This window comes from Bradyrhizobium sp. PUT101 (assembly GCF_052043945.1).
GTDB lineage: Bacteria > Pseudomonadota > Alphaproteobacteria > Rhizobiales > Xanthobacteraceae > Bradyrhizobium.
Genome location: NZ_CP197207.1, coordinates 2,002,012 through 2,022,831 on the forward strand (window position 1 = coordinate 2,002,012; position 20,820 = coordinate 2,022,831).

General features: G+C 61.0%; 25 protein-coding genes and 3 pseudogenes. 7 read left to right on the forward strand and 21 right to left on the reverse strand.

What is annotated here, in order from left to right; translation table 11 throughout:
- Positions 1–142 precede the first annotated feature (142 nt).
- From ACSHT2_RS09770 to ACSHT2_RS09800, 7 genes are all read right to left on the reverse strand, one after another.
- Complete coding sequence (locus ACSHT2_RS09770; protein ID WP_440641375.1) at positions 143–607, reverse strand: hypothetical protein; 465 nt, start codon at positions 605–607, stop codon at positions 143–145.
- Positions 591–1,505 (reverse strand): DUF2950 domain-containing protein, encoded by a 915-nt coding sequence (locus ACSHT2_RS09775; RefSeq protein ID WP_440641376.1) that lies wholly within the window; start codon positions 1,503–1,505, stop codon positions 591–593. The genes ACSHT2_RS09770 and ACSHT2_RS09775 overlap by 17 nt, the downstream gene beginning before the upstream one ends.
- Positions 1,502–3,139, reverse strand: coding sequence for a DUF3300 domain-containing protein (locus ACSHT2_RS09780; RefSeq protein ID WP_440642807.1), 1,638 nt, complete (start codon positions 3,137–3,139; stop codon positions 1,502–1,504). Before ACSHT2_RS09780 ends, ACSHT2_RS09775 begins: the two co-directional genes overlap by 4 nt.
- A 104-nt stretch (positions 3,140–3,243) precedes the next feature.
- Entirely contained in the window at positions 3,244–5,145 is a 1,902-nt protein-coding gene (locus tag ACSHT2_RS09785) for a sensor histidine kinase (RefSeq protein WP_440641377.1), read from the reverse strand.
- A 97-nt stretch (positions 5,146–5,242) separates the two neighbouring features.
- Entirely contained in the window at positions 5,243–5,659 is a 417-nt protein-coding gene (locus ACSHT2_RS09790; RefSeq protein WP_440641378.1) for a hypothetical protein, read from the reverse strand.
- Positions 5,660–5,691: 32 nt separating this feature from the next.
- Positions 5,692–6,927: an HlyD family secretion protein gene (locus tag ACSHT2_RS09795; protein ID WP_440641379.1), complete on the reverse strand. Its 1,236-nt coding sequence runs from the start codon at positions 6,925–6,927 to the stop codon at positions 5,692–5,694.
- On the reverse strand, positions 6,920–7,378 hold the full coding sequence (locus ACSHT2_RS09800) for a hypothetical protein (RefSeq protein WP_440641380.1): 459 nt from the start codon (positions 7,376–7,378) through the stop codon (positions 6,920–6,922). Before ACSHT2_RS09800 ends, ACSHT2_RS09795 begins: the two co-directional genes overlap by 8 nt.
- A gap of 146 nt (positions 7,379–7,524) precedes the next feature.
- Between ACSHT2_RS09800 and ACSHT2_RS09805 the strand changes: the two genes are divergently transcribed.
- Both ACSHT2_RS09805 and ppk2 read left to right on the forward strand, forming a co-directional pair.
- The gene (locus ACSHT2_RS09805) at positions 7,525–7,980 is read left to right on the forward strand and encodes a hypothetical protein (RefSeq protein WP_440641381.1); all 456 of its coding nucleotides are present in this window, start codon (positions 7,525–7,527) and stop codon (positions 7,978–7,980) included.
- 43 nt (positions 7,981–8,023) lie between these two features.
- Positions 8,024–8,824, forward strand: a complete 801-nt coding sequence (gene ppk2, locus ACSHT2_RS09810) for a polyphosphate kinase 2 (protein ID WP_440641382.1) — start codon at positions 8,024–8,026, stop codon at positions 8,822–8,824.
- 67 nt (positions 8,825–8,891) lie between these two features.
- Here the strand turns inward: ppk2 and ACSHT2_RS09815 are convergent, their stop codons facing one another.
- From ACSHT2_RS09815 to ACSHT2_RS09830, 4 genes and pseudogenes are all read right to left on the reverse strand, one after another.
- The gene (locus ACSHT2_RS09815; protein WP_440641383.1) at positions 8,892–9,317 is read right to left on the reverse strand and encodes a hypothetical protein; all 426 of its coding nucleotides are present in this window, start codon (positions 9,315–9,317) and stop codon (positions 8,892–8,894) included.
- 53 nt (positions 9,318–9,370) lie between these two features.
- Positions 9,371–10,257 (reverse strand): annotated as a pseudogene (locus tag ACSHT2_RS09820) (hypothetical protein); the annotation flags it as partial.
- 208 nt (positions 10,258–10,465) lie between these two features.
- Positions 10,466–12,163: a SulP family inorganic anion transporter gene (locus ACSHT2_RS09825; RefSeq protein ID WP_440641384.1), complete on the reverse strand. Its 1,698-nt coding sequence runs from the start codon at positions 12,161–12,163 to the stop codon at positions 10,466–10,468.
- Positions 12,160–12,846 carry a YoaK family protein gene (locus ACSHT2_RS09830; RefSeq protein WP_440641385.1) on the reverse strand — a complete coding sequence of 229 codons (687 nt, stop codon included), beginning with the start codon at positions 12,844–12,846 and terminating at the stop codon, positions 12,160–12,162. Before ACSHT2_RS09830 ends, ACSHT2_RS09825 begins: the two co-directional genes overlap by 4 nt.
- 140 nt (positions 12,847–12,986) lie before the next feature.
- On the opposite strand from ACSHT2_RS09830, the pseudogene ACSHT2_RS09835 reads away from it, so the two are divergent.
- Positions 12,987–13,384, forward strand: a pseudogene (locus ACSHT2_RS09835) (transporter); the annotation flags it as partial.
- A 189-nt stretch (positions 13,385–13,573) separates the two neighbouring features.
- On the forward strand, positions 13,574–13,786 hold the full coding sequence (locus tag ACSHT2_RS09840) for an invasion associated locus B family protein (RefSeq protein WP_440641386.1): 213 nt from the start codon (positions 13,574–13,576) through the stop codon (positions 13,784–13,786).
- 61 nt (positions 13,787–13,847) lie between these two features.
- On the opposite strand, the gene ACSHT2_RS09845 is transcribed toward ACSHT2_RS09840, so the two are convergent.
- Positions 13,848–14,510 carry a helix-turn-helix domain-containing protein gene (locus ACSHT2_RS09845; protein WP_440641387.1) on the reverse strand — a complete coding sequence of 221 codons (663 nt, stop codon included), beginning with the start codon at positions 14,508–14,510 and terminating at the stop codon, positions 13,848–13,850.
- A gap of 361 nt (positions 14,511–14,871) precedes the next feature.
- On the opposite strand from ACSHT2_RS09845, the gene ACSHT2_RS09850 reads away from it, so the two are divergent.
- Positions 14,872–15,306 carry a L,D-transpeptidase gene (locus ACSHT2_RS09850; RefSeq protein ID WP_440641388.1) on the forward strand — a complete coding sequence of 145 codons (435 nt, stop codon included), beginning with the start codon at positions 14,872–14,874 and terminating at the stop codon, positions 15,304–15,306.
- A gap of 39 nt (positions 15,307–15,345) precedes the next feature.
- Here ACSHT2_RS09850 and ACSHT2_RS09855 read toward each other — a convergent pair whose 3' ends face one another.
- The 4 genes from ACSHT2_RS09855 to ACSHT2_RS09870 form a co-directional block, all read right to left on the reverse strand.
- A complete protein-coding gene (locus tag ACSHT2_RS09855) occupies positions 15,346–15,672 on the reverse strand; it encodes a hypothetical protein (protein WP_440641389.1) in 327 nt (108 codons plus the stop codon).
- 224 nt (positions 15,673–15,896) lie between these two features.
- Entirely contained in the window at positions 15,897–16,166 is a 270-nt protein-coding gene (locus ACSHT2_RS09860; RefSeq protein WP_440641390.1) for a hypothetical protein, read from the reverse strand.
- A 468-nt stretch (positions 16,167–16,634) separates the two neighbouring features.
- Positions 16,635–17,042 carry a response regulator transcription factor gene (locus ACSHT2_RS09865; protein ID WP_440641391.1) on the reverse strand — a complete coding sequence of 136 codons (408 nt, stop codon included), beginning with the start codon at positions 17,040–17,042 and terminating at the stop codon, positions 16,635–16,637.
- A 111-nt stretch (positions 17,043–17,153) separates the two neighbouring features.
- Positions 17,154–17,789: a response regulator transcription factor gene (locus tag ACSHT2_RS09870; protein WP_440642808.1), complete on the reverse strand. Its 636-nt coding sequence runs from the start codon at positions 17,787–17,789 to the stop codon at positions 17,154–17,156.
- Positions 17,790–18,096: 307 nt separating this feature from the next.
- Between ACSHT2_RS09870 and ACSHT2_RS09875 the strand changes: the two genes are divergently transcribed.
- Positions 18,097–18,780 carry a helix-turn-helix domain-containing protein gene (locus ACSHT2_RS09875; RefSeq protein WP_440641392.1) on the forward strand — a complete coding sequence of 228 codons (684 nt, stop codon included), beginning with the start codon at positions 18,097–18,099 and terminating at the stop codon, positions 18,778–18,780.
- On the opposite strand, the gene ACSHT2_RS09880 is transcribed toward ACSHT2_RS09875, so the two are convergent.
- The 5 genes and pseudogenes from ACSHT2_RS09880 to ACSHT2_RS09900 form a co-directional block, all read right to left on the reverse strand.
- Positions 18,761–19,216, reverse strand: coding sequence for a potassium channel family protein (locus ACSHT2_RS09880; protein WP_440641393.1), 456 nt, complete (start codon positions 19,214–19,216; stop codon positions 18,761–18,763). The two genes, ACSHT2_RS09875 and ACSHT2_RS09880, sit on opposite strands and share 20 nt — an antisense overlap.
- 16 nt (positions 19,217–19,232) lie before the next feature.
- Positions 19,233–19,409, reverse strand: a complete 177-nt coding sequence (locus tag ACSHT2_RS09885; RefSeq protein ID WP_440641394.1) for a hypothetical protein — start codon at positions 19,407–19,409, stop codon at positions 19,233–19,235.
- A 92-nt stretch (positions 19,410–19,501) separates the two neighbouring features.
- Positions 19,502–19,656 (reverse strand): annotated as a pseudogene (locus ACSHT2_RS09890) (alpha/beta fold hydrolase); the annotation flags it as partial.
- A gap of 10 nt (positions 19,657–19,666) precedes the next feature.
- Positions 19,667–19,900: a hypothetical protein gene (locus ACSHT2_RS09895; RefSeq protein WP_440641395.1), complete on the reverse strand. Its 234-nt coding sequence runs from the start codon at positions 19,898–19,900 to the stop codon at positions 19,667–19,669.
- 82 nt (positions 19,901–19,982) lie between these two features.
- Complete coding sequence (locus ACSHT2_RS09900; protein WP_440641396.1) at positions 19,983–20,336, reverse strand: hypothetical protein; 354 nt, start codon at positions 20,334–20,336, stop codon at positions 19,983–19,985.
- Positions 20,337–20,388: 52 nt separating this feature from the next.
- Between ACSHT2_RS09900 and ACSHT2_RS09905 the strand changes: the two genes are divergently transcribed.
- Complete coding sequence (locus tag ACSHT2_RS09905) at positions 20,389–20,805, forward strand: hypothetical protein (RefSeq protein WP_440641397.1); 417 nt, start codon at positions 20,389–20,391, stop codon at positions 20,803–20,805.
- The last annotated feature ends 15 nt before the right edge of the window (positions 20,806–20,820 follow it).

Genomic DNA, 20,820 nt, shown 5'->3' on the forward strand with positions numbered 1-20,820 from the left:
CCTTCGGATTCGCTTAGGCATGGCGCGCGCTATCACGCATGCAAGCGCCTTGGAGTAAGCAGTGGTCAAAGGGAAGCGGTCGTTGGCGCGACAACCATATCAGGTGGATAAAGGCCTCTACGGAGAAAGAATGTAGATGGCCTCACTTCAATGAAATCACGATAGCACTGAGGTTGGCGGCCATCTCCAATCCGGCCTTGGGGCCTTGCAACACCATTACGACGCCGTTGTCGTTCCTTAGATGGACACCCCCCACACCTCCGACGAGAGCGCCACCACCGCCAACCGAACTGTAGGTGCCCGCGAAGTCGCGGACATCTCTGATGCCGGAGGCCCAGCCTTCCAGGCGGCCGGCTGTGGCGCCGGCGGTGATGCCGAGGCTTATTCCTGTGACGCGGAAGGGATAGCTGCGGCCGCGATAGCTCAATACACCAGTGCCGGCACCGCCGCCGACCAGCAGGCCCGCCTTCACGATCTTGACCCGGACATGGCCGGCAGCTTGCGCGAGCAAGGGAGCGGCCGGAGCGGTGACGGCGAACAGCACGATCGCGGCAAGGCGGCTGATCGAGCGCAGCATGGCGCTGGTCATCTCACGGTTTCGCGGCATCGACCTTCTTCCAGGTCTGGTCGGGATCAAACAGCGTGAGGCGCTTGGCCACGAAGTCGGTGCGCTTGCCGAGATCCTTCTGGTAGACGACGCCGGCGTGATTGACCAGGAAAGTCATCACGCCCGAATTGCCGTATTCGGCCGGCCATGCAATCAGCGCGAAGCCGCCGATCATCTTGCCTTTGACGACGTAATGCATGGCGCCGCCGGGGGCATCGGGTCCCTGCCCCCTCAGGATCCGGAAGTAGTAGCCGTGATAGGGCGTCATTCCCTCGCCGGCCTTGTAGCCCTCGCTCGAGGCTTGCGCCGCCAGTGGGCCGAGCGGGCTCGGATCGCTGTCGTCACGCCAGAACAGGCCGTCCTTCTTGCCGGGCGAGGACACGATGCGCTGCGCGTAGACGCCGACGCCCTCGCCGCGGTCCTTGTCAGCATATTCGTTCTGCGCGTCGACGAATGCGAGCGCGGTCTGGATCGCATCAAGCTCGTTGCGCCCGATGCGACGGCGAAGCACCTCGATGCGTCCTTCGTCGGTGTCGAACTCCCATCCCGCCTTGGTATTCACCAGCGGAATCGGGAATGGGAAATCGTCGGACCCTAGGATGAGTGTCGCGCTCTTGTTGCCGTCCGCCTTGATGCCGTGCTTGGCGTCATACATCGAGGTGAAGCGTTGGCGGATATCGTTGTCGGCGATCTTATCGCCGGAGAAGACAATGTCATCTGCCGCGCTTCCGAGCACGTTCAGGATGTCGCGAGGGCCACTCTTGACTGCGGCCGCAAGCGCTGCGGCCGCATCCTCCGGCGTCTTGTAGGATTGCTGCGCCTGGGCCGCAGAGCCAAGCAGCGCAAGCACGAACATGCCCGGCAACACCGCACATCGGAAAGATTTCAGGCCGATCATGGCATCACCTCTGCGGGGAGCTTCGCGCCGCTGGCGAGCCAATCGCGGTAGGTGCGGAATGTCAGCCCAAGTTTTTCGTAGTAGACCCGCAGGTACCCGTCGCGACCTCGCGTGACGGCGTCAGGCATCACCTGCGCGACCTCCTGCGCCATCACACCGACATAGGCCTTGTCGCTGCCGATATAGCTGAAGCGATAGTAACCGAGGCCGTTGGCGAGGTGCCCGAGCAGGACGATATCGTGCTTAAGTGCAATGTCGGAGCGCCGGCCGCCGCCCCCGCCGCCTCCGCGGAAGCCGCCTCCGCCCCCGCCACGCATCGCCATTCCGCCTCCGCCACCTCGGCCGGCCATGCTCGGGCCGCCGCCGCCACGCGGCATGCTCGCCATGCTTGACCGACCGCGCGCCGATGCGGCGGCCGCCGATCGGCCGGATGAGACGTTCATCGCGCCGCCGCGGTTCGCGGCCTTGGCGCGATCGCCGCCGCCTTTGGCAGCAGCCTTGGACCGGTCACCGCCACCCTTGGCTCGGTCCCCGGCACCAGCACGGTCGCCGCCGCCGGGCCGGTCGCCCCGATCGCCGGCGCGGTCCCCGGCGCGGTCGCCAGCCCGGTCACCCGGTCCGCCACGATCACCAGCACGGTCGCCTGCGCGATCCCCCGCCCGGTCTCTCGCACCCTGATTGGGACGCAGCACCTGGTTGCCGTCACGGCCGCGGAAGTCCATCCGGTCCGATGCGCCCGCCTTCAGGTTGTTGTTGCCGAAGCGCTGCTGAACGTTGGTGTTGCTGTAGCGCACCCCTTGCCGATGCGCGGGATTGTGCTGCCAGCCATTGCCGATATTCGTCGTGCGATGATTGACGTAGACGTTGCGGTTGCCCCAGTTGCAGCCGCCTCCCCAGTAATTGCCCCAGCGTCCGATCGCCCAGGCCGTGCCGAACGCGATGCCGGCCGCAACCACTCCCGCACCGATATAGGACGGATAGCCCCAGTAATATGGCGGATACTCCGCATAAGGCCAACCGCCATAGACGGTGGCCGGCTCGTAATACGGCACGTACATCGCTGCGGGATCTGCCTGCTGGATCACGACGACCTGCTTGCCTTCCTGAGACTGGACGCTGACCTTCTGCTGCTTGGTGGTGACCAGCTTCTTGTTGTCGTAGGCCTTGGTGCGAAGGCGCTGGATCGCATCCATCACGTCGGGCTGCTGCGCCAGAAAGGCATCGCCGAGCTTCTTGGTCCAGTCGAGCTGGTCACTCATCATGGTCAGAACATCCGCGGTGCTGGCCAGTGCCTTGACGCTATCGTCCCAGCCCTGCTTGTCCACCTCCGTCTTCAGCCCATCGCCTTTCAGACTCTTGCGTTCCTTCAGCCAGCGATCGGCCTGCACGATTTCCAGCGGATAGGTCGAGGCGGCCAGCACGTTCGCAAGCAGTTCGTCCGGATAGAGCGCGATCGGCGCAACCAGAGCCTCCAGTTGCTCGGGCTTCAGCAGCTCAGCCGTCGGTACAGCCGAATTCGCCGCTTGCGCCTGCGGGGCGGGGGCGGCGGGCTTGTCGGTCGTCTGGGCCGACACGCAAACGGGCGTAGCCAGCAACAGCGCAAGCGCGATCAACGTCTTGCCGCAGCGGATCATCGCATCCTCCATCTCGGTTCTGCCGAGACCATGAGACGGAGAGAGGGACGTTCATTGACAAAAATCAAACGAAACGAGAGTGTCGCCTGCTGCAACGCGGAAGACTAGCTCGCTAGCGGAAGCCGAACGGTGAACAGCGCACCGCCGTATGGCTGGTTTTCCGCGATAATCGTGCCGTGGTGCGCCTCGACGATCGTTCTGGCGATCGCCAGCCCCATCCCCATGCCTTCCGGCTTGGTTGTGAAGAACGGATCAAAGATGGCCTTGAGATCGGCAACCGCGATACCAGGTCCTGTATCTCCGACGCGAATCTCGGCAAAATGGCCGGCGCGGGCCATGATCACGCTGACCTCTCGCTTGCCGGTCTGAGCCTCCGAGACGGCGTCCAATGCATTGAGAATGAGATTGAGCACCACCTGCTGCAGCTGGATGGGATCGCCCTTGACGTGCAGGTCGGTGTCGGCCGGCCCATAAAAGCTCAGTTCGATCTTGCGTCCCCCGGCCACATCGCCAACAAACCCCATCACCTCTCGCACCGTTTCTTTCAACTCGATATCTCTGATCTCGAACGGAGCCTTCTTGAGGACGCTGCGCAACCGACGGATCACCTCGCCGGCACGCTGATCGTCACGCCTGATATCGGCGAGAATCTCGCGGATTTCCTCGAGATCTGGCGCGGAGCCCTTCAGCATCAATTCCGCCGTCTCCGTATTGGTCAGAATCGAACCGAGGGGCTGGTTCAGCTCGTGGGCAATCGACGCCGTCAGCTCGCCGACGGCAGAGTAGCGGTTGACGTGCGCAAGCTCGGCCAGGCGCTGTCGCGACTCGACCTCGGCAAGCCGGCGGCGCCGGCGTTCGTCAAGCAAGCCGCTGATGAGCCCTGCCTGGATCAGGATCACCGCAGCGATCAACGCCATTTGCCAGCGGTACTTTTCCCAGATACCCGGCTCGCGAAACAGAACCTCGCTGCCTTGCGGCAGGTTGCTCTCGCTGATCCCCCACCGCTGCAACTCGCGCCAGTCATACTTGGGCGCAGCATAGGCGACGGGCTCGATCTTGACATCCGCAGGCGGCTCACCACCGAGGATTCGGAGCGCCGCATCGGCGGTCTTCTGGCCGAGTTCTGGAATGGAATGCATGGGACCGCCGACAATGTCCCGCCCGAAGAAGGTCTCCTCAAAGCAGAAGATTGGTGCGTTCGCGACGGCGCGAAGGCGATGCAGTGCACTCTCCCCGTCGTGAATGACGCCCGCCGCGTCGACCGACATCAAGCCCCAGAACAAGGCCGTTTGCGGCGGTAGCGCCGAGGCCCGCTTCAGGATCTCGTCGAATGACAAATCGCCGTACCAGACGAAAGAGACACGATCTTCCAGCGATCCAACTTCCTTCTTCAGCTCCTCAAGCCAAAACTTCTCCAGCTTGGACGCACCGATGACGAGGGCGATCGTCCGCGTATCTGGCAGCACCTGGAGAACGTTGCGAAATGCGGTGACAAAGTCGTGGCGGACTGAAACGACAGTGTCTTTCTCGGTCAGGCTCGCTCGGTCGATCAGGCGTTCTTCCACCGTTGTGAGGACCATCGGCGCATTCGGGAACAACTCCGCCCGGTGCCTCTGCACAAAACCCGCGGCGGGTCCCCCGACGCTCATGACGATGTCAGGCGGACGGCCCTGATAGACCGATCGAAGATACTCGACGAAGGGTCTTTCGGGACCCGGCGCCGTGAATCGTGCGGTCAGGAGGGTATGCTCCTGAACATCGAGCGGCCACGGTGATCGCTGCTCGAGATTGGTCTTGATGCTGCGGGCGTATTCGCTCCAAGGTAAGAAGTCTCGCCCGAAGGAGTGCAACAACAGAACGCGCCTGGGTTCGCGCGGGTTGACCTCAGGCTGCCCGGCAGCATGTGAAGGCTGGGCTCGACCGCTCAACCAAGCCAATCCGAGGCACAACAGCGCGATCGCGGCGGCCCGGGACTTGCTCGACGCAATGAGCTTGCGTCCGCTCATGCTTTCTCCGAAGACCTCGTCCGAATGAGTTCATAACAGCACATCTTGAGCAACGACGCACTAGTCTTAATGTCGCTAAGTCTGCGGCCACGTGATCTTATCGCGGTGCGCAGCGGTGATACCTGACCTCCATGTCTTCCATGCCCGGAAACAGCCGGGCGATACTGTCCGTGTCCAGCGCCTTCAAGCTGAACTGAACACTGGATAGCATGATATCGGTAGCACAAGCCGCGATCAGATTGATGCCTGTGCCGCTATCCCTTCTGGCCCTGACCTTGCAGCGCGCGAACTTGCCAATGAGCTGATCGCCATCAACAATGACGCCACCTCCGTATACTTCGGACATCTCGCTAAAGCCTAGTTTGCCTCCTTCACGAGTAAACACCTTATCGCATTGATCGGCGCTCGTGGCCCAGGCACCATTCAGGTCGAACGCATCGGCGCGCCCGGTCAATGCAAATGTCGCACACAATGAAAGCGCCACCGCGACAGCCGACTTTCTCAGCTCAGACATTCATCGTTTCCTTCAGATCAAATCGCTTTGATTTAATGTCCACCACTGAAGATCAGAGTCTTGAATGGCAGCAGCAGCGCCTGGATCCGTAGTAGCAGTGCATGGACGAAACCGATCGCGTCGATCGCATGAAGGACGATCCGCCTCCCGGTCGAAGTCTTGGGATCGACGATCTCTTCGTGGTTGCTGGTGTACGCGTTCACGATGCAGGTGCTGCCGGCCGTCACGCCATCAAGCCCCCCCTTGTAGAGGGGCTCGAGGAACACCAGGATCGTCCCCGGCTTGGCGAGGTTCTGCGCCTCAATGAGCTGCTCTCCGGTCCGAAACTGTCCGGCCGCGATATAGTCCTGTACCGCGGTCACGACCAATGGAATTACAGCCCATGGTCTGGAGATACAGGTTGCCTCTGCAACCATGCCCTCCTTCATCACGCCCGCTTCGATCTGGCCGAAGCCAGCCTGCAGCCGCGACCGACCCGAGCCTTCCGGAATCAAAATTCCGGCCGGTCGCATCAGCTGGTTGACGACGTCGCCGACACGCACGAGAAATTGCTCGACGCGGCCGTCGACGCCGGAGCGAACGAAAGTCTTGTCGAGATCGACCTGCGCCTCTGCCAACGAGGCCTCCGCGCTCGCTTTTTGCGCCGGCAGCAGGGTCGACACCTGTAGGGTCGCCGATTCCTTCGCCGCAGTTGCGGCGTCGATGCCGGCCTGACGCTGGTCGACGACGACCTGAAGCTTCTCGATATCACGCTGCGGCACGATCCCAGGATTGCGACGCTGCAATTCCGTCTTGACGTCGAGTTCGTCCTTTGCCTGCCGGTAGCTGGCCCTGGCCTCCTGGATCTGCGCCTCGGCCTTGACGACGTCAGCCTTTGCGGACGCCATGGAAGCGTCAACCTCGGCAACCTTGCGTTTGGCCGTTTCAAGCGCAGCTGTCTGCTTGGAATTGTCCAGCCTGAAGAGGACGTCGCCCTTCTTCACGGTTTGGCTATAGCCGACATTAACTTCGGCGACACGGCCTGATCCCTCGGGCAGGATCGGGACGGTCCGGAACAGCAACGCCGCGTTTGAGGTCGCCGGATGAAAGAAGAAGACGCTGGTGATCAGCGCCACGGTCAGCATCAGGCAGCCGGTGATGCCCCAGCGGAGCTCGTACCAAACGGAGAACAGCGTGATCTCCTTACCGAACCGCTTGCCTTGGACGAAGCGCCGATAGAGGTAGTCCGGAAGAATGGTCAGGAGCGAGCAGATGATGAGTTCAAGCATGGCTGCGCATCTTTTGGTCGGTGTCCACGTCCTGATCGTTCCGACTGATCGCTGCCGTGGCCGCCACCGTACCGGGTTGCGATGTCTCGTCCGCACTGTTCGGCGATGTACCGTCTGCGATCCTCTCTACCGACCCGGCGATGCTGCGAAGCGGCGTTCCGAAATCCGGCAGTTCGATCAAAGCAAGCATCAAGGCCGCGATCCAGTACAGATGCTCGTGCGTGAACAGGGCGAGAAGCCCCAGCACGGCCACGATCTCGAACTGCAGTTTCTGGGTCTTGTGGGCCATGCGCTCGGGCAGGCTGTGCAAATGCCAGTACAAAAGCCCCACCGCGAAAACGGCCGCGATCAGGATGATACCCGTCACGATCATCAACCCGTCTGTTTCGCCAGGCGAGGTGATGTAGAATGGCAGATGGTGTGGTGCCTTCGGGTGAAGCTGCTCGCTCAACGTGCTCTCCTGATCGGGACCCGGCTGCCGCGGGTCACAGTTTGGCGACGGCAGGGTTTCCGTTGCTTGATTTGAATCAACGGAATGGCGTCCGTCCGACCTAGCCTTGCTCGAGCACTGAAACAGAGCAGCAGGAGACATCGGCAATGGCCGCCAATCTCGACAGTCTGATCCCGAATGCCACGCAAATCCGCAAGGAAGCGGCCCTCAAGGAGGCCGAAAAGGCGGAGGAATATGCCCGGCTGGCCGCCGCGGCAGAGGCCGAAAAGCACGCCTTGATCGAGCGACTGAGCAAACCGTCGGGCAAGACCGAGGAAGAGAAGATCCAGCTTGCCGCGACCGTCATCCAGCGTGCGGTGCGCAACGGGCTGACCGAGGTGCAGGTGTATCGCTTTCCCAACACGCTGTGCACCGACAGGGGTCGCGCCATCAACCAGCAGGAAGCCGGCTGGGAGAACACCTTGACCGGCATTCCGAAGGAGATCTTCCAACTCTGGACCGATTATCTGAAGCCGCGTGGCTATCGCATCAGTTACCAGATCATCGATTTCCCGGGCGGCATCCCGGGCGATATCGGCGTAACGATTTCCTGGGGGGACTGATCCTCGCCCTCTGGATCCGATGCGACAAAGCGAAAGGCAGAGAATGGCAAAGGACGAAGCCGGGGCGCGGATGAAGCGCAAGACCTATGAAAAGGAGCTGGAAAAGCTCCAGGTCCAGCTCTGTCATTTGCAGGACTGGGTTAAAGAGCAAAAGCTGCGGGTCGTTGTGTTCTTCGAAGGTCGCGATGCCGCTGGTAAGGGTGGCACGATCAAGGCGATCACGGACAAGGTAAGTCCCCGTGTGTTCCGCGTGGTCGCCCTTCCCGCGCCATCCGACCGTGAAAAGTCGCAGCTCTTCATCCAACGCTATATGCAGCATTTCCCGGCGGGCGGCGAGGTCGTGATCTTCGACCGGAGTTGGTACAATCGGGCTGGGGTGGAGTATGTCATGGGCTTCTGCTCACCCGAGGACCACAGGCGCTTCCTTACGCTGTGCCCGCAGATGGAGAAGCATCTCGTCGAGAGCGGAATCATCCTCATCAAGATCTGGCTCGAGGTCGGGATGGAGGAGCAGGAACGGCGGTTTCGGGCCAGGATCGACGACCCTTTGCGGCAGTGGAAACTGAGCCCGATGGACACCGAGTCCTACCGGCGCTGGTACGATTATTCCAAGGCCCGGGACCTGATGTTCGAGGCAACGAACTCCAAGCATGCGCCCTGGACCATCGTCCGGTCCGATGACAAGCGGCGGGCGCGGCTCAACTGCATCGCGCATCTCCTGGATTCGATCCCGTACAAGCGGATCAAGAAGGATAAGGTCAAGCTGCCGCCGCGCACGGAGAAAGGGCGTTACAACGACCAAGTGAGCCTGCGTGGCATGAAGTTCGTGGAAGAGCGGTACTGAACAAGGATTCAGATCGATAAGAAAATGGGCCGCGCAGTGCACGGCCCGTTTCATTTTCGCTTATGGTCTATTTCAGCCGGATCGTGACCCCGCCGACGGCTGCCGACACTTCGGCGCCGACCTTGGGACCGCTGAGCTGCAGGATCACGCCGTTGGCGTTTTGCAGTTGGACCGCTCCCGCACCGACCGCGACGGCGCCGCCGGCTCCGCCCACCGCGTAGGAGCCTTCGATTGATGACGGACCCCGCAAGTTCAACGCACGACCGACAAATTTTGTCGTCGAAGCACCCACGGTCAAACCGACGCTCATGCCGGATACGGTGAACGGATAATTCTTGCCGCGCAGGCGCAGCACGCCCTCGCCGCCTCCCACTCCGACAATGAAGCCACCCTTGGTGAAGACCACGACAACGCTGCCGGTCTCGGCGCGCGAGGGCTCGCTGAAACCGGCGACACCGAGGACCAGAGCAGCAACAGCAAGTAGTTTCTTCATGACTTTCCCCTGAGTTTGGCTGGCCTATTGGGCCAGAAGCATCGCGAAGTAGCCCCGACCGCAAGATAGTCGGTGAAGCCGCTCTGGCGGTACTGCGCCGGCACCATGGCGTCTGCACCCAGCACGCGGAAGTACTTTGAGATCAGCGGATTGTTGTTGACCGCGTGGCGGATGGCGAACGCGATCTCGATCGCATTGGCGACGAGGCCGTAACCTTCAAGCTCCATCTGCCGCCGCGAAATGTCGAGGCTGGCGATGAGCTGCTGGTTCGGACTGGTGGAGGCGTGCGTGAACACCGCTTCCTTGAACTGCTGCTCGACGGTGTGGAATTCGACGTCCTTCCCCGAGAGCATGGAGCCTTGCCGGATCGCCGACATCGACTTGCGGGTCGCGTTGGTCTGGTAGACGCGAAGGCGGATCTGCCGCGGGTTGGGGATGAGCTTGGTCTTGAGCAACACCTCGTCCGACGGGTTCTTGCCGAGTTCGGCCTGCTGCTTCTCATAGGCCGCGACCGATTTTGGATCGTGCATCCACGCCTCGATCTCGTTGGCGGCACCCATGGCCGTGCGCCGACGCAGGAACGGCGAGAAGCGCGTGAACCCGAACCGGGCCTCGCCCCACAGGAAGATCAGGTCCGGCTTGATGGCGAGGCATTCCTCCATCACGCGGCGTGTGTTGTAGATGTGGCCGTCGAAGGTGCCGTTGGTGAGATCGATCATCTTGACGCGGTCGAGCCGGCCGTCGGCCTTGGCGCTCAGCAGCGCCTGCTTGATCGTCTTCAGCGGCACCGCGCCATACATCGAATATTCCGTCATCGGGAACGCTTCGGCTCAAGCATGCCGTCGAGGCCGCCCGTGGTGGCGCTGCTCTCGGCCAGGAACAGGTTCGGGCCGTAGAACTCGCCCATGTCGCGGATTCAGTCCGACTTGAAGATCGACTTCCGCCCGCGCTCCGGGCCCGGAAAAGAATCGATCGATACGCTTCTCGACGGATTTGGCATCCTTGGACATGTCTCTCTCCCGATCCCAGGGCAATTGTGATGCAGGATCGTGGCCTCACGGCCCTGTGCTCCATTGATCCAAGTCAACGGTCTGAATAATCTCGAACGGCTTTGGCAGGCACGTGGATGTCGCACCGCAAAATGACCGCTAGCCGCCCTTCGCGTCGCTGCCGCCCAGTACACTGTCGAGCGTCCGCAGCCATTGTGTGCTGTCGGTCTTTTCGGCCAGCCCTTCCGCCCGCAGGAGGTCGCGCACCTGCGCGTGTGCGCCGACGATACAGAGGGCAACATGACGGGACGCCAGTTCGTCATGGAGATCGTGCAGCATGCTTGCGCCGGCGAGATCGATATAGGGCGACGCCGAGAGATCGCAGACGACCAGCCTGATATCGGCTGATTTTTGCAGCGCGCTCAGCACTGCCCCGAGGATCGTCTCGGCATTGATGTAGAGCAGCGAGGCCTCGGGACGAAATGCTATCACGCCGAGCAGAGGCTCCACGCCCTCGTGCCTGGCGCTATCGGAAAAGCGGCCACTTCCCGGTAGCCGCCCGAGAAATGCGATGTTCGGCTGCGACGCCCGCGCCAGCAGCAGGAAGATCGACGCGATCGCAGCGAGCAGCACGCCTTGAAGGATTCCCAGGAGCAGCACCGCAATCAGGGCGATAGCCGCGGCGTAGAAGTCAATGCGGCTGATCTTCCACATGCGCAGCAGCGCAGGAATGTCCACCAGCCTGTAGACCGCGGCAAAGACGATAGCGGACAGCACCGCCTTGGGTAGGTTGGTCAGCAGCCCAGTGAAGAACAGCAGGCATATCGCCAGCGCGACGGAGCAGATCACCAGTGCCAGCGGTGTCCGTGCTCCGGCATTGTCGTTCACGGCTGATTGGGACAGCCCACCGGCGACGGGATAACCTTGGCCGAACGCCGCCGCGAGATTGGCCGCGCCCAAGCCGAGAAATTCCTGTCGAACGTCGAGTGCATATCCGTGCTTGGCAGCGAAGCTGCGCGCGGCGGATACGCCTTCGATATAGGCCAATAGCAGGCAGCCGGCGGCAATGGGAAACAGCTCTTCGGGCTCAACCAGTCCGAACGTCGGAGCGGCAAGGGTGGGCAAGCCCTCGGGTATCTCACCGGTGACGGGAACTCCTATGGTCGGCAGCCCCAGCAACGTAGCGGCTACGATCGACAGCGCCACAATGCTGATGCCAACTGGTCGACCGGGCAGTAGCCGTTCACCGAGCAGGAGAAGCACGAGCGCAACAGCGCCGACCGTCAACACCAGCAGATTTGTATCGCCAAGCTGGGCAACTATGTGAAATGCCCGATCAAAGAAATTGCGGCCGCCGCCGGGAATGCCGAATAGGCTCGGCAGCTGGCTCACGATGATCGTGAGCCCGGCGCCCGCCTTGAAGCCGACCAGGATGCTGTCGCTGACGAGACGAACGAGAGTAGAGAGCTTGAACAGCCAGGCGATGAGACAAAGTAGAGCCACTACACAGGCGACGAGACTTGCAATCTGCGCATAGCGAACCGGATCACCTGCGGCGAGAGATCCGACTGTGCCCGCAATCATCAGCGAGATGGCCGAAGTCGGTCCGATGGCCAGCTGGCGCGAGGATCCGAGCAGCGCATAACCGATCCCGCCCAGAATATAGCCGTAGACCCCGATTTGCGGCGGCAAGCCCGCAAGGGCGGCATAGGCGAGCGAAACCGGAATTGCGTACGCAGCCAGCGTCACGCCTGCCACCGTATCGGAGGGCAGCCATGCCATCCGATATTCGGAGACCCAGTTAAAGGGCGGAAACAGACGCGTCCACCCGATCCGCGGTTGAGACGGCGGCTTCATGCGCTCGCCTCCGAACCCACGACTTCGCACCGCAGCAGCACGATTGGCAGTGCGACCACGGGAAGCCCCAGCGCGAGGTCCGGCGTTGCCTTTGTGATCAGCGCGCCGAGTGCCGCGCCGATGCCGAAGGTGCCGCACACCGCCGCAAAGATGTCGGATCGCCGCAACGTCCCCGTCGCCCCGCCGCTGCCTGAAGCCAAAGCGAAGATGCCCTCGATCGCCTGTCGCATGTTACCGGTGATCATCACCGTGCTGTAGGTCGCACCGTCGACCTTGGTGAAGATCGCGGCCTGCATCGCGGCGACGAGTGAAATCCCCAGCTTGCCGGCTATCTCAGGCAGCCGGTTGTGCAGTACGCCGATGGCGATCAACAAGAGGATCTCGACCAGCGTGCTGATGGCACTGGCTCTCTCTCCGGCAGCGCGGCGCAGCCACACGGCGACCACAATGCCAACCGCGAACGCCATGATCGGCGGGACGAATTGCAGCGCCCTCGCCCAGTCACCGACGCCCCCGTGGACGCAGAGAAAGACGAGATTTGCCGTCTGAGCGTTGGCCAACACGCCGTGGATGATCCAGGTATAGGCATTAAGACAGCCCCCCGCGAACGCCAACAGCAGTGCCACGGCGACCGTCTCGTCGCGGCGCAGCAATGAAGTGGCGGCAATGCCCTGTGAGCTCATATCCGAGACGCCGTGTGTCGCCAATCTGACAAGCACCTATTGACGCCGCGCGAGCGAGGAAAAGGCTTGACTTGAATCAAGCCTCCGAGCGGCCTTGAGGATTCAAATCGATCCGAACAATGCGCTGGGGAACAACGACCATGGACACCGTCAGGTGGATCATCTCCACCGCTCCGGAAATCTTTCTGCTGATTGCCGTTGCGGTCGGCACGATCTTGGGCCGGGTCAGGATCCGGGGCTTCTCGATCGGCACCACGGCCTGCACACTCATCGTCGCCGTGCTCATCGGGCAACTCGGCAGCTTCGCGTTTCCGTCGGTGCTGCGGGTCATCCTGTTCAGCCTGTTCGTGTTCGCGATCGGCTACAAGTCAGCGCCTGAGTTCTTCGCCTCCTTGAGCCTCCGCACCCTGCCCAAGTCGCGATGGCGCTCGTGCCGGGCGGCACAGGCTTGATCATCGTGCTCGCGTTTGCCTTTACGGTCGGGCTCGACCCAGGCACCGCGTCCGGCCTCGCCGCGGGGGCGAGAAGCTCTGCTTCAAGGCCGGCGGCGCTCAGATACTTTGCCGGACGTCGATCTCCGGGACTTATGAGACGGGCCAGACTGCCGTCCGCGTCGATTTGATCGAGCGCGAAGGCGAGAAGACTGCGCGGCTGCAATTGTTGTGCCCGTGGGCATGTATCTCCAAGCTCCCGTCAAGCTCAGGGTCGATAAGGGGCGCCCTACCGCGTGCCGTACACTTGGTGCCTCGGCAATGCCTGCATTGCAGGCGACGCCGCGAACCCAAAGCTCATCAAGGAAATGGAGGCCGGGAAGACGCTAGATCTCGAGGTCGTCGACAACAAACTCCTGTCGGTCACAACGTCGCTACCACTTGCGCAATTTGGACCGGTACGTAAGGGATCATCGGCGCGTACGTACGAACAGGACATTGACGAGTGAGCATGGGTCTCTCGCCAGGTTGAACAACCATCTTGCTGAGCTTACGGTTTTCGCACCAGGATCATACATTTAGGCCCCCAAGACGCCCTCGATCTGTCAGTGCAATACGCCGCTGTGTTGGTCCGTCGAACTGCAGCATCCTTTCGTCTCGGAGGATGGAAAACGCGCGCGAGACTGTCTCCAATGTAAGACCGAGATAGTCGGCAATGTCGCGACGACTCATGGGCAAAATCATTACATCCGGCTGAGATAGACGCTCGTCCATTTCTAGGAGGAATGCAGCCACCCTTTCGAGAGCCGTTTTGCGCCCGAGCAGGAGCATATGATTCTCGGCGTGTTGAAGATTTTGCGTAACGAGGCTGATGACCTTGGCGACGCCGCGCTCACGATCTCTCATCGTGTCCAGAAGGCTTCGCCGCCTCGTTATGCGAACTCTCGTTTCAACTATCGCTTCAGCCGTGAAGCGATGGATTGCGCCATTCTCGAGCCCGAACATGTCACCAGGCAAGTGGAACGAATTGATCTGGCGACGGCCGTCCGCGAGCAGCTTGTAGGTGCGTACCGCGCCGGAAGTGATCTGGTAGACGTACTCCGTCTCCTCACCTTCGCCGAAGTCTTCCGTCCCTCTGCGATATCGAAATTCACTGCAGAGCACACACTCGCCGGCGAGTGCTGCGAGATGCCCGTCAACCGGACGGCTGCTGGAGGTGTTCCTGAGCAGCATCGTAAAAAAATCCGACCGAACTTAACAATGCATGAATGCTAGGCAGGCCGTAGCCAAACGAACTTGATCTGCAGCAAATTCAGCTTGACCTCCGTATTTGCCCGGAAGCGGAGCTCGGCCAGGTGCGCTTGCGAATTTAGTATGAAAGCACCTCAGAAGCGCCGGATCGCAAAAACCGATACCAAGCTACAAGGCGTCGACTTGCGTCGGATCAACAGTGCACGCCCAGACTCGCCTAGCCTGCAGCAACCTTGGCGGACAGCTCACTAGCATCGGTGCGCTCGACGCTGAAGGTGACCAGCCTGACCGCACTAATTCCCAGCCATCCTGCTGTGTCAGCGAAAGCCTGAGAAGAAACGCAATGACTTCAAGGTCGTCTTCAATCCTGATTTTGACCATAGTGCTGGTCCTCGGCCTCACTGGTCGAAGCGCTCACTCAGCCGTCACGGTCCGCGTTCAGCTTTCCACCCAAACCATGCTGGTCAGCGTCGACGGAGCCGGCTTTGCGAATTGGCCTGTTTCGACCGCGCGGCGTGGATACCGCACGCCCACCGGCACATACCGGCCATATTCTCTCCAGCGCATGCATTACTCGAGGCTCTACGACTTCACGCCGATGCCCTACTCGGTCTTCTTCCACCGCGGGTATGCAATCCACGGCACATATGAGATCCGCAACCTGGGGCGTCCGGTGTCGCACGGGTGCATTCGGCTGGCACCGGATCACGCGCAATCGCTGTTCGAATTGATCCAAACTCAGGGACATCGGAATACGTCGATCGAGATCTTTCCCTGATGCAGAGCAGCGGCGACCGCTTCGGTCGCGCTGCAAAGGCTAGACCGACCTCTGGATCGGCGCAGCCGCCGCAAAGCATCGACCAGGCACGTCGATTGGAGGCTTGCAAACCGCTTTGCCTGACTTGAGCAGGTTTCGCGGCTGTACGCGGGCCGGCTCCTTATCGGGCACCTTCCGCTTCGATTGGACTACCGGCAACCTGTCGCCCTTCCCCGAGCGATTTGCGGTTTGTCCGACGAAGGGCGGACGTCCTGCCGACATGCCGGGCAACGAAATCGTATGGTGGACGGCCATCGAGGTCGTCATGCCCGCGAGGTAGATCAGCGAATGCAACGTGAGTGTCTTGAAAAGCATGATGCCGCTCATTCCACTTGTGTCCGTTCTGGACATCGCCGCACGAGTGACAAATGCTAGTAGAGGTCGGGCAAGGAAATTTGATCTGCCGCAAGCTTGGCCAACCTACGGGACTCTCCGTGGCGCCCTCCTCTCCAGCCCTACGGTCGCACGAGCTTTCTGGCGGCGTCCCGTCAAGCAAAACCCCGGCCTGAAAGCCGGGGCCCTGCTATCTCGCGCGGGCTCGAGCACCGCACTCAGCGGCGGCCGACCCGGTTGACCGGTCCGCCGCGATTCATCGGCGTTCCGGGCCGCACCGCTTCGCGAGCGGCCGCACGGGCGACCGGACGCGGCCTGAGCACGACGCCCGGTCTGGCGATGCAACTCGGCGGATAGTCGATGTACTGGCAGTACACCACTGCGGCTGCCGGGCCACTGCTGACCGAGAGCCCTAGAGTGGCCAGTGACGCACTCAACGCCATTGCGCTGAGGGTGACGGGTCCGAAGGCCTTGGATGTCAACTTCATGAGCACCTCCTGTTTCGCGACTCCAAACGGCACGAAGTGGGGCTCAGCGCACATGTCCATCGATGGACATGCAGGCGGCGAGCCTCACGCCTGGCAATTCCCGTCATGCTCTTCCCTCCCAAATGTGGTCGTGATCAAAGCCTAACGTGGGCTCATCCGTCGCCGGACCGTTGATACAAATCAACAGAACTGCGCTTTGAACAGCGGGAAAGCGCATCAAGCTTATCAAGCTCATCGGGAAACAGCACGTCCGGCTAGAGCACGATGAGATCAGGTTCGGTTGCAGCAACGAGGGAGGTGCGCTCCCTCCCCGGCTTGCATGGAAGGGTTGGGGAGAGGGTATTCTCCACAATCGAGAGCCCTCAAGAGGTGAGAGCCCTCACCCGGCGCGTTGCGCCGACCTCTCCCGCGAGCGGGAGAGGTGCACCGAGCCCGCGGCCGCCTGATTCAGCCTAAGCCCATTCCTCTCTAGTGCGTTCGCCCGCACACCGCGTCGACCGAGACGATGAACAAACCGGACTCGAAAGGCTTGTTCAAATAAGCTGCGCACCCGGAGGTCATCGCGGTCGACCGGCAGACTTCGCTCTCATTGCCGGTGACGAAGATGATGGGCGTTACAATACCCATGGCCGCAAGCTGACGACGCAGATCGATTCCGGAGTGGCCAGCCAGATCAATATCCAGAACGATACAAAGAGCCCGATCAAACTTTCCGTGCTCAAGCAGCGCCCCCGCCGATTCGAATAGCGTGGCGTCGTAACCATACTCGCGGAGGAGCCGCCTCATGCTCCTTCGGAACGACGGATCATCGTCGACCACATAAACTGATCTATCGGCGCGCAAGATGCCCGGCTTTCGTTCGAGACAAGCGAGCACCCCCCCCTAGCTCCGTCCTGATCGTTGCATTGCGCGCTCCGAAACTCGGCGTGTCAATAACCTGTAATATGTCTTAATGCAGCACTGGCCACACGGCGGTGGTTGCATGCCCTATGCCTGATCTCTAGGCACGTTCGCATCAATCAACCCGAGTCGCTCCGCAATCGAGACCAATTCTGCAAAGGAATGGACACGCATCTTGTCCATGACCTGATGACGATGCGCCTTGATCGTGCGCTCCGTCGTTCCGAGCTCGTGTGCGATTTGCTTGTTGATCTTGCCGCGGACGACAAGATCAAAGACTTGGCGTTCTCGCGGCGTCAGGCCCGACAGGAGAGCGCGAAACGCATCGAGCCTGTTTCTCTGGCTCTGCGCGGCACTGTGACGCGCCAATGCACGCTCTATGGCATGGATCAACTGTTCTGAAGATACCGGCTTCGTCAGGAAATCCTCCGCGCCAGCCTTGATCGTGCGCACGGTCGTTGCAGTATCGGCGTAACCGGTGACGAAGATAATCGGCAGCGTCGAACCAATCTCGATCAACCGGGCTTGCAGATCGGGACCGCTCAGGCCCGGTATCTTCACGTCGAGCAGCACGCAAGCAGGCTGCTCGACGTTCGGCAGACGTCCCAGCAGTTCCTCTGCAGATGAATGGGTTTCGACGTCGTAACCCGCCAGCTTCAGCCGGCGTTCAATTGCCGTCCGGAACGAAGCATCGTCGTCCACCACATGAACCAAGCCAGGCAATTCCACCTCTTAGTCGCGATATTCTTGCAGAGCGCCCTGCATTGAACGCTCTCATAATTCGGTTGGATGAGAGATCAACTTCGGCGATTGAGCGCGCCGCATTTCAGATTAAACGACAGGCTCCCTGATCCTTTTCATTCCATGTATCCTTCGACACTGTCCCAAGGTACAATGTCCCTAGAGACAATGGACGAGGATATCCTCTTTAGCCGTAAATCAACCCCGGCGGGAGTGGGATAGCGCGGCGCATTCCTCCCAATGAACATCTGATCTGAGCTCAATTCAGCGATTCGTTGAGGATTTGGCCATGTTTGTGCGCACCACAACCGATCCCAGGCACCGTCCAAACTCACTTCGCGACCTCGGAATGACCAGCGGTTCGAATCCGCGCGTCAATTTAGGCGAATTTTTCTACAAGAAGGGAACCGAGATCTACGGCGAGAAGGAGTCCGCCGACTACGTGTATCAGGTCAAGGCGGGCGCGGTGCGAAGCTACAAGCTGCTCTCAGACGGACGGCGCCAGATCGGTGCGTTTCACCTTGTCGGCGATATCTTCGGACTGGAGAACGGAAGTTCGCACCGTTTCACGGCGGAGGCGATCGTCGACACAACAGTCCGGCTGATCCGCCGACAAACGCTGGAGTTGGTTGCCGATAGCGACCCGCTCGTAGCCAACAACCTGCTCAACATGACGACGAATAACCTTCAGCACGCCGAAGACCACATGCTGCTATTGGGACGCAAGACATCGCTGGAGCGTGTAGCGGCCTTCGTGCTTGAGATGGACCAGCGCCTGACCGGAGCCGAGGTCATCGCCCTCCCGATGTCGCGCCGCGATATCGCCGATTATCTCGGCCTGACGCTTGAAACTGTTTCGCGCGCATTATCGCGGCTGCATGAGCTTGGCATCATTCATTTCATCGGTAACACGCAACGCCAGATCGCATTGTCGGACCGTCAGAGGCTCGCCACTATCGATCTGCAGGGCTGAACCCGGAAGCGCCGATCGCGGCGAGGTGCTCAAGCGTCTTGCGCAAGACTTCGAACAGCACGGCGGTCGACCAGCCGAACAGAAGGATGCCGTTCATGGCCGTCATCGGCCCGGTCAACCGCCACGCTTGCTGCGGCGTGATGTCGCCGTAACCCAGCGTGGTGTAATTGACAAAGGCAAAATAGAGCAGATCGGATCCTGCGGGCGCCGCGTCGAGGATCAGGTAGGCAAGCGACCAGACCAGAATTTCGAGCGTGTGTGCGAGCATGAGCACCGCTGCCGTTGCGACCATCACGGCCATTAAGTGCAGTTTCGGTCGCGCGGTGTGCTTCAGGCCCGCCGCTCGCGCAATGCTGATGGCACCTACCGTCACAATCGCGTGGATCATGATGTTGATCGCGCTGACGAGAGCGCCTGCCAGGATTTGAAGTGCCATCCGGACTGAACGGAGTTCAGCTGCGCTTGCGTGAGGTCGGATCGAGACGCAGTCTTTGTGCTTTCATGCGCTTTATCTCTTTGTTGAGCGCCTCGGTCTTCTCGTCCCGCTGCTCAGTTCTGGTTTTCTGTGGCTCGTCGCCGCGCAGCTTTTCGAGCGCCTTCTCAACCGAGAGCTTTGTCGTGCCGGCCATGATATCCTCCTCATACAGTTGCTGTCGATAACGATGCGCCTACCGCGACAGTCCTCCGAACCAGGCGCCGAAATAGCCCGCATACAGCGCCGGATGCCGATCACGCGGAGCCCCGAGGGAAACAACGGTGCAGCGAGCTCGATCCAGTCCTTGCTGGCGAGATTGCATGGATGAAGACGACCGTGACGTCGCCTCTGCCCCACTCCCGCCAACCCAACTGGATATCGCCCGCCTGCACTCTTGACATGGTCCCGACCCTACTTGTTCAGGCCGGCGGTAGGCGCTGCGCCCGGAGGCGTCGGTGCCACCGGCAAGGCAGAGATCACGGCACCCTTGATCATCCGGTCCGTGCCGAGCGGTGATGAGGTATCGACCGTTCCCCTCGTCACGAAGTCCACGACGTCGGCCGGGAGTTCCACCGGATTGTCGGTATGGATGAAGTGCCCAGTCTCCGGATAGATCTTCAGAAGCGGCCGATTGCCGCGAGGCATGGCCTCACTCCCTTTCATGGCGAATTCCTCCGCGATTGTTCTCTGATCGAAGGCTAAGAGGGGCTGCGCGGCATCCTTTGACTTAACTCAATGGATTGAGGACGTTCTGACCGAGGATGCTTCGGCACCAAATTGCCCGCGGGATCGCCGCAATGCCTTCCTCAGCCACGGCTCGTATCGGATCCGCTACGAGCTTGACGGTCCTGCCGACGCGCCGGCTTATGTGCTGGTCAACGGCCTGACGCAGTATGCCGAGCTGTGGACCGCATATCGCGATGCGCTCATCGCACGGCGATTCCGCCTCGCAACGTTTGATCTGCTCGGTCAAGGCGATTCCGACAAGCCCGCCCTCTTCATCAGCCAGGACGATCAGGTTGCGGCCCTGCACCTTCTGATCCAGGAGCTCGGCAGCGGGCCCGTGTTTCCTGAGCGGCATCAGCTTCGGCGGTCTAATCGCGCTATGCTATGCCATTGCACACGGCGAGCGATTGGCCGAACTTGTGCCGATGAGCTGCTTTGCGGAGCTGCCGCCGCAACTTTTCCTGCTCGGCAACGCGCTACGCACCGGCCTGATACTCGGCGGCACCAGCTACCTGCAGGATCTGTTGTTGCCGATGAATGTCTCCGATCGATGGCTGGCGCCGGTGCTGGACAAACTCGACAGCGTGAAACGTCAGGGCTGGCTGGTGAACGATGCCTATGCCCTGCAGAACCTGATGGAGTCTTTCCTCGATTTCCAGCCGCTGACGGCTGCTGCAAGCGCAAATCATGTTCCTGAAAGGCGAAGGCCTCGTGCCGTTTCGCGATGCCGTAAGCGCCGCGCTCGAACGACGCCACGCCGGGTTGCGCAAGCTATGGCACGAGATGCTGGAGAGTATCGGCATTACTTCGCGCAACGAGAATGACGCGAGGCCTTGACC

Bases quoted from the DNA above. Each gene is read 5' to 3' on its own strand.
- ACSHT2_RS09855 (WP_440641389.1), bottom strand. From the start codon at position 15,672: ATGAGCGGCATCATGCTTTTCAAGACACTCACGTTGCATTCGCTGATC.
- ACSHT2_RS09900 (WP_440641396.1), bottom strand. From the start codon at position 20,336: ATGCCGCTCAGGAAACACGGGCCCGCTGCCGAGCTCCTGGATCAGAAG.
- ACSHT2_RS09785 (WP_440641377.1), bottom strand. From the start codon at position 5,145: ATGAGCGGACGCAAGCTCATTGCGTCGAGCAAGTCCCGGGCCGCCGCG.
- ACSHT2_RS09845 (WP_440641387.1), bottom strand. From the start codon at position 14,510: ATGCTGCTCAGGAACACCTCCAGCAGCCGTCCGGTTGACGGGCATCTC.
- ACSHT2_RS09825 (WP_440641384.1), bottom strand. From the start codon at position 12,163: ATGAAGCCGCCGTCTCAACCGCGGATCGGGTGGACGCGTCTGTTTCCG.
- ppk2 (WP_440641382.1), top strand. From the start codon at position 8,024: ATGGCAAAGGACGAAGCCGGGGCGCGGATGAAGCGCAAGACCTATGAA.
- ACSHT2_RS09795 (WP_440641379.1), bottom strand. From the start codon at position 6,927: ATGCTTGAACTCATCATCTGCTCGCTCCTGACCATTCTTCCGGACTAC.
- ACSHT2_RS09805 (WP_440641381.1), top strand. From the start codon at position 7,525: ATGGCCGCCAATCTCGACAGTCTGATCCCGAATGCCACGCAAATCCGC.
- ACSHT2_RS09770 (WP_440641375.1), bottom strand. From the start codon at position 607: ATGCCGCGAAACCGTGAGATGACCAGCGCCATGCTGCGCTCGATCAGC.
- ACSHT2_RS09850 (WP_440641388.1), top strand. From the start codon at position 14,872: ATGACTTCAAGGTCGTCTTCAATCCTGATTTTGACCATAGTGCTGGTC.
- ACSHT2_RS09775 (WP_440641376.1), bottom strand. From the start codon at position 1,505: ATGATCGGCCTGAAATCTTTCCGATGTGCGGTGTTGCCGGGCATGTTC.
- ACSHT2_RS09815 (WP_440641383.1), bottom strand. From the start codon at position 9,317: ATGAAGAAACTACTTGCTGTTGCTGCTCTGGTCCTCGGTGTCGCCGGT.
- ACSHT2_RS09880 (WP_440641393.1), bottom strand. From the start codon at position 19,216: ATGGCACTTCAAATCCTGGCAGGCGCTCTCGTCAGCGCGATCAACATC.
- ACSHT2_RS09875 (WP_440641392.1), top strand. From the start codon at position 18,097: ATGTTTGTGCGCACCACAACCGATCCCAGGCACCGTCCAAACTCACTT.
- ACSHT2_RS09830 (WP_440641385.1), bottom strand. From the start codon at position 12,846: ATGAGCTCACAGGGCATTGCCGCCACTTCATTGCTGCGCCGCGACGAG.
- ACSHT2_RS09895 (WP_440641395.1), bottom strand. From the start codon at position 19,900: ATGCCTCGCGGCAATCGGCCGCTTCTGAAGATCTATCCGGAGACTGGG.
- ACSHT2_RS09885 (WP_440641394.1), bottom strand. From the start codon at position 19,409: ATGGCCGGCACGACAAAGCTCTCGGTTGAGAAGGCGCTCGAAAAGCTG.
- ACSHT2_RS09790 (WP_440641378.1), bottom strand. From the start codon at position 5,659: ATGTCTGAGCTGAGAAAGTCGGCTGTCGCGGTGGCGCTTTCATTGTGT.
- ACSHT2_RS09860 (WP_440641390.1), bottom strand. From the start codon at position 16,166: ATGAAGTTGACATCCAAGGCCTTCGGACCCGTCACCCTCAGCGCAATG.
- ACSHT2_RS09780 (WP_440642807.1), bottom strand. From the start codon at position 3,139: ATGATCCGCTGCGGCAAGACGTTGATCGCGCTTGCGCTGTTGCTGGCT.